This window comes from Actinotalea sp., from assembly GCF_041597215.1.
Lineage (GTDB): Bacteria > Actinomycetota > Actinomycetes > Actinomycetales > Cellulomonadaceae > Actinotalea.
Map to the genome: position 1 here is coordinate 1 of NZ_JBFHHB010000265.1, position 4,191 is coordinate 4,191.

Consider the following 4,191-nt stretch of genomic DNA (forward strand, 5'->3'; position numbering starts at 1 on the left):
AAGGCGTCGGCCTTCGGGTCGGCGCGGGTCGCCAGGTGCGCCCCCTCGACGAGACCCTTGGGCCAGCGCTCCAGCGTCGTCGGTCGGTCGCGTACCGCACCGAGGATCCCCTCGCCGACGGAGAGCACGTACTCCACGACCTGCAGCTTGGTGACGCCTCGTGCAGGGAAGACGACACGATCGGGGCTGGAGACCCGGACGCTGCGGTCCCCGACGGTGAGCTCGACGGCGGGCGAGGTCGAAGGCATCCCTGAGCGTACGTCCGGGGCCGATCCCGGTACACCGCGCGGAGGCGTGCGGCCCGGCGTAGGGTCGTTTCATGCCCGCAGCGAAGGGGGCGAAGCCCCAGCCCATGGAGCGGACCGAGGAGTTCGACGCCTTCGGTCCCTGGGTGCTCCCCGTGTCCGAGGCCGACGAGGTCCCGCGGCTCTTCCGACCCCACGCGGGCGATCCGCACACGGCGCAGGCGATGCTCAAGGTGCCGCGGACGATCTCCCGCCGAGACGCGAACCCGTCGATGGACCTCTACCAGCACCTGCTGGTGTTCCGTGACGACATCGTCGTGCTGCTCACCCGTGCCCCCTCGCAGTCCGGTGGGGTCCACCGGCGCACCGTCGCCGCCAAGGACCTGCTGGCGATCGAGGAGAGCGTCGACCTGCTCGATGGTCGGCTCGTGCTGACCGTGCGCGACGGCCCGGCGCTGCGCGTGTCCTACAACGGCTCCTCGCGCGACCTGATCCGCGGCTTCGTCGACACGGTGCGGGCCTCGTGGACCACCGGGGTGGGTGGTCCGGGCCCCGAGCGCGATCCTCACCCGATCCCCCTCGGCCTGCGTGAGCTGGGCCCCGACGTGGCGCTGGTCACCGAGTACCGCGCGCTCGTGGCAGCCGAGCCGGCGATGCACCTGCTCGGCGCCCACCCCCGCGAGCGCGTCGAGCCGGTGGCGCCCGACGCAGCCGGGATCGTCACCCGGATCGGCCACCGGCTGTGGCCGATGACGCTCCAGGGCGCCATCGTCTGCTCCGACGGGCGAGAGCTCGTCGTGCTGCACCGTCGGCCGTGGTGGGTGCGAGGTGCGCGCCCCGTGCACTCGATCGCCAGGACGATGATCCCCGTCGACCGGGCGAACCCCTTCGAGATCCTCGACCACCCGGACTACCACGGGGTGCGCACGATCCGGATCGGCGGCGTCCTCGAGCTGCCGGTGCCCCTCGGCTCGGCCGGGGAGCAGGCACTGCGCGAGGCGCTCGGCTGAGAGCGGTGCGCGACGGTTCGACCGGCCCCGTGACCGGCGACGGTGCGCCCTGCTCGCGCTGATGCGACAGACTGGACCCGTGACGAGTGACGAGCCGGTCAGCGCTGCCCTGAGGGATGCGAAGGCCCGCGCCCGGTCGACGCACTACACCGTCGGGACGCTGCAGACCGACCCCGACGGGACGGTCTGGCTCGAGTGTTCGTGCGGGACCGTGCTGCGCAACGGACCCACGTGGACGCTCGACGAGCACGTCAGGCTGCATCGCGCCGAGGCGAAGTACCTGGAGCTCTCCGCCGCGGCACCCCCCGGGATCCCGCGACTCATCGCCCTGCCCTGACGAAGGCGGGGTCGGAGCGGCGGGCGGCCTACAGCCGGTGCAGCCGAGGGCTGTCGAGGGCGACGCGGACCAGACCGCGTCCGCTGAAGTCGATGATCACCGCGCGATCACCCTCGACGGCGACAGCTTTTCCGAGGCCGTGGCGGTCGTGGGAGACCGACTGGCCGACCGAGATCGGCACGACCTCGGTCACCTCCGCGGCGCGGGAGGCGTTGAAGGGACTGGTGGCGAGGTACCGGGGACGGCCGGCAGGGGCAGGGGACATTGACACCAGTGTCGCCCCTCGCGGCCCGCAAGGACAGCCCTCCGGCCCAGGCGGCACATCCGCGGACGTGCTGCGGCCCCCGGACGGGCTCCCTCCGCGCACCCTTCCCGGCCCTGGGGGCCCCGGACGCACCCTCTGGCCGGGTATGCGTGCACCTGGAGGGCGTCCGGGGCCGGATTTCACCCGGACTTCGCCCGCTGCAGGGGCAGACGTGGGCACGGGAGGATGGTGAAATCGGAGGGTGTCGGCGCGCCGGAGGATCCGAGGGGCTCAGCCCTGGCAGGGTTCTGACGTGCGCGACTCGACCGACCGAGACCTCGAGGGAGGATGGATGCCGGGCGATCGCGAGCGTCGCACGACCTCCGGTCGGACCCTCCGTCTCGTCGGGGTCGACGACTCCGTGGAGATGCCCTCCCCGGCGCCCCCGGCCGACGCCGAGCAGACCGTGGTGCTTCCGGGTCATCGACAGTCCGTCGCCGTCGGGCGGCACTGGGTGGTCGGCTGTGCCTCGGGCCACGGGCTCAACGGCGTGCTCGGCCAGATCCTGGAGCTCCTGTCGAGCGAGCTCCTGACCAACGCCGTCCTGCACGGGGCCGACGGTGGCCCCGTCGCCCTCGCGCTCACGGTCGACAGCACTTCCGTCCGCGTCTCGGTGAGCGACGGCGCGGCGTCCGCTCCCGTCGTGCTGCACTCCGCGCCCTCCGACCTCAACGGACGGGGGATGGCGATCGTCGAGGCGATGTCGCAGCGCTGGGGGGTCGAGAACCACGCCGAGGGCGGCAAGACGGTCTGGTTCGAGCTGGACCGCTCGGAGTTCTGACCGCCGACCGGCAGGTCGCCCAGGTCCGGCTGTCACGTCCGCCTGTCCCCGCGGCCCGGGGTCGACGGATCGGGCAGGGGCCCCGCGGCGAGTGACGCCGGGCCCCTGCCCCCTCGTGGCCCGTCTCCTGGTCAGTGCCTCCCGAAGGCCACGACCTGCAGGTCGACCGACGTCGACGACGGTGCGACGGTCGTGCTGCCCTCGTACTGCACGGTCAGGTGGTGCACGCCGGCACTCAGTCGCGGCAGGCGCACGACGGCGACCCCCGTGGTCCCCAGCGGGACGATCCTCGTGTCGGCGAGCACGGTCCCGCCCTCGCTCACCGTGACCGTTCCCGTCGGGCGGGAGGTCGACCGGACCATGACCGTCACCCAGGGGGTCGCGCGCGAGGAGATCACCGCCGGTGCCCACGCCCGGGTCGTGGACGTCGCTCGCGCGGTGACGCTCCAGGTGACCGCAGCGGAGGTCGACGCGAGGAACGCGGCGCTCGCCGGAAGGTACTCGGCGCTCAGGCTGTGCTCCCCGACGCCGAGGCTCGCCTCGAGAGTCGCGGTGCCACCCTCGACGGGTGCGGTCCCGAGCTCGGTGCTGCCGTCGAGGAACCGGACCGATCCCGTGGCCTCGGCCGGTGCGACGGACGCCGTGAGGGTCTGCGTCCCGGTCTCCGTCGTCGCGCCGGCGACCGAGAGCTCGGTCGTGGTGGTCGCGGCCCGGGTCGCGCTCACCTCCACGACCTCGGCGCGCGAGGCGGCGCCGTTGTGCGTGTGCAGCAGGAGGAGCGACCCGTCGCCCGCTCCCTCAGCGCGGTGGACCGTGAGCTCGACGCCGTCGGCGTCGAGGTACCAGAGCGCGTCCGCGACCCCGCCGTCGAACCAGGTCGTCGGGGCGAACGGGTCGACGGTGAACGGCGGGACCGCGTCCAGGACCCCGCTCGGGTCGGAGGCGTAGGTGGACACCGTGTAGACCTGGAACGTCGGGGTGTCGCCCTGGGTGATGCCCACCGCGTCGAGGGTGATCGGGGCGACCACGACGTTGCTGTCGAAGACGCTCGTGTCGAGATCCGCCCACAGCCCGTTGACCGGGCTCAGGTCGAGGAGCGCACCCAGGGCGAGGCCGCCACCGCTCTCGACGATCTCGTAGGTCTCCACCGTGGTGAAGTCCATGTCGGCCGAGTACTTCCAGATGATCGTCTCGAGGTCGGGCGTCCCGTCCCCGTCGATGTCGGTGTCGATCACCGGGATCGTGTTCGTGCCGAGCGAGGACCACTCGCCGTCGACCGCGATGCCGATGCCGACGGAGCCGCTGCCCGCCGTTGCCGGATCGCTCCCGGCCGCGACCAGCTGGGGTGCGGTCGAGGTGAACCCGACGTAGCGCAGGTCGCCGGAGGCGATCACCGACGGCGAGGCGCCGGTCGCGGCGGAGTCGTCGAGCCGAGGACTCGTGGCCACCAGGTCGAACGGTGCGACGAGGGAGGTCCACCCGCCGGAGCTCACTCCTCGGCCGCTCAGGCTCAG

General features: G+C 72.9%; 5 protein-coding genes and 1 pseudogene. 3 read left to right on the forward strand and 3 right to left on the reverse strand.

Features of this window, described 5'->3' with window-relative positions:
- Nucleotides 1-248, reverse strand: a pseudogene (locus tag ABWK99_RS14230) (ATP-dependent DNA ligase); the annotation flags it as partial.
- Between the two features lie 71 nt (nucleotides 249-319).
- Here ABWK99_RS14230 and ABWK99_RS14235 point away from each other — a divergent pair.
- The gene (locus tag ABWK99_RS14235; RefSeq protein ID WP_372595360.1) at nucleotides 320-1,255 is read left to right on the forward strand and encodes a hypothetical protein; all 936 of its coding nucleotides are present in this window, start codon (nucleotides 320-322) and stop codon (nucleotides 1,253-1,255) included.
- A gap of 79 nt (nucleotides 1,256-1,334) precedes the next feature.
- A complete protein-coding gene (locus tag ABWK99_RS14240) occupies nucleotides 1,335-1,592 on the forward strand; it encodes a hypothetical protein (RefSeq protein ID WP_372595361.1) in 258 nt (85 codons plus the stop codon).
- Between the two features lie 28 nt (nucleotides 1,593-1,620).
- On the opposite strand, the gene ABWK99_RS14245 is transcribed toward ABWK99_RS14240, so the two are convergent.
- A complete protein-coding gene (locus ABWK99_RS14245) occupies nucleotides 1,621-1,857 on the reverse strand; it encodes a hypothetical protein (RefSeq protein ID WP_372595362.1) in 237 nt (78 codons plus the stop codon).
- Nucleotides 1,858-2,188: 331 nt separating this feature from the next.
- Between ABWK99_RS14245 and ABWK99_RS14250 the strand changes: the two genes are divergently transcribed.
- Entirely contained in the window at nucleotides 2,189-2,677 is a 489-nt protein-coding gene (locus ABWK99_RS14250) for an ATP-binding protein (RefSeq protein ID WP_372595363.1), read from the forward strand.
- A 131-nt stretch (nucleotides 2,678-2,808) separates the two neighbouring features.
- Here the strand turns inward: ABWK99_RS14250 and ABWK99_RS14255 are convergent.
- Nucleotides 2,809-4,191, reverse strand: a 1,383-nt coding sequence (locus ABWK99_RS14255; RefSeq protein ID WP_372595364.1) for an Ig-like domain-containing protein, incomplete at its 5' end; no start/stop codon positions are given.

Bases quoted from the DNA above. Each gene is read 5' to 3' on its own strand.
- ABWK99_RS14245 (WP_372595362.1), bottom strand. From the start codon at position 1,857: ATGTCCCCTGCCCCTGCCGGCCGTCCCCGGTACCTCGCCACCAGTCCC.
- ABWK99_RS14250 (WP_372595363.1), top strand. From the start codon at position 2,189: ATGCCGGGCGATCGCGAGCGTCGCACGACCTCCGGTCGGACCCTCCGT.
- ABWK99_RS14235 (WP_372595360.1), top strand. From the start codon at position 320: ATGCCCGCAGCGAAGGGGGCGAAGCCCCAGCCCATGGAGCGGACCGAG.